General features: G+C 64.0%; 1 protein-coding gene and 1 pseudogene. One reads left to right on the top strand and one right to left on the bottom strand.

Translation table 11 applies throughout. The features are described from left to right. On the top strand, positions 1–584 hold a 584-nt coding region (locus ACMO6A_RS13560; RefSeq protein WP_418471424.1), incomplete at its 5' end, for a transposase. Positions 585–741: 157 nt separating this feature from the next. On the opposite strand, the pseudogene ACMO6A_RS13555 reads toward ACMO6A_RS13560, so the two are convergent. Next, a pseudogene (locus ACMO6A_RS13555) lies at positions 742–1108 on the bottom strand (hypothetical protein); the annotation flags it as partial.

Genomic DNA, 1108 nt, shown 5'->3' with positions numbered 1-1108 from the left:
GCCTTATGGACAATCACGTGCACCTTGTCGTATCGGATGCAAGGGGAAAGGTCTCGGCATGCATCCATGATCTGGCGACATCGTATGCCGTCTATTTCAACAAAAGGCATAACCGCGGCGGCCAGGTTTTCGACGGTCGGTTCCACAGCGTCCCCATCGAGTCGGACAGGCAGCTGCTCTGCGCGGTCCGATATGTCCATGACAACCCGGCGAAAGCGGGCATAAGCACGACCGATACGTATGCCTGGAGCAGCTATCGGGCGTACCTCCAGGGCCGCTCGGGGTGCACCAGCATAGGATTGGTGCTCGACATGCTGGGGGATGCACGGGGCTTCAAGGCGTTTTCGGAAAGCTCGGAGTATGCGGACTACGAGCTTCGCGCTGGTGCGCGGTGGACGGATGAGGAGGCGCTGGAGGTTGTGCGCGAGGTCGTAGGAGGGCCCCCGAGCTCCATCAAGGCGCTGCCCGTGCATGAGAGAAACGAGTGCTTGAGGCTTTTGAGGGATCGGGGCTTGAGCGTGCGGCAGCTTGAACGGCTGACCGGAATAGGCCGAGGCATCATAACGCGTGCTGTTCGATGTTGATCGCCCCCGCATTGAATGGGGAACAGCGAGGCGGCCTTAGCTGTGCCAAGAGGGACGTACCCTAATGGCACAGCTAAACGTTCGGCGTGCCGTTAGGGTACGTCCCTCTTGGCGAGGGCCTGTCCCTTTTGGCGCGCGGCGGGGCTGAGCGCGGGGTCTAGAGGGTGCCGAATCGGTACTCGATCGTGGAGGCGTACGGGTGCCCGGGCCCGCAGAGCGCTTGGGGGAAGCCGGGCGTGTTGACCGTGTTGGGATAGAGCTCGGGCTCCGCGGCGAAACCGGAGCTACGGGTGTAGGCAGCACCGCCCTTGGCGCGCGCCTCGTCCAGGTAGTTGCCCGTGTAGAGCTGCAAGCCGGGGTCTGTCACGCGAATCTCGAGGGTGCGGCCGCTCGCCATGTCCTCGGCGCGAAGCGCGCGGCGGAGCAGGCCGGAGGAGCGGTAGCCGTCGATGCAGAAGCAGTGGTCGTAGCCGTAGCCGAAGCGGATCTGCTCGTCGTCGGCCTCGATGCGGGCACCGAGGGAC

This window comes from Eggerthella sp. (genome assembly GCF_048329335.1).
GTDB classification, from domain to species: Bacteria; Actinomycetota; Coriobacteriia; order Coriobacteriales; family Eggerthellaceae; genus Eggerthella; species Eggerthella lenta.
Note: the sequence above shows the minus strand (reverse complement) of the source record. Positions and strands in the feature narration are given on the sequence as shown.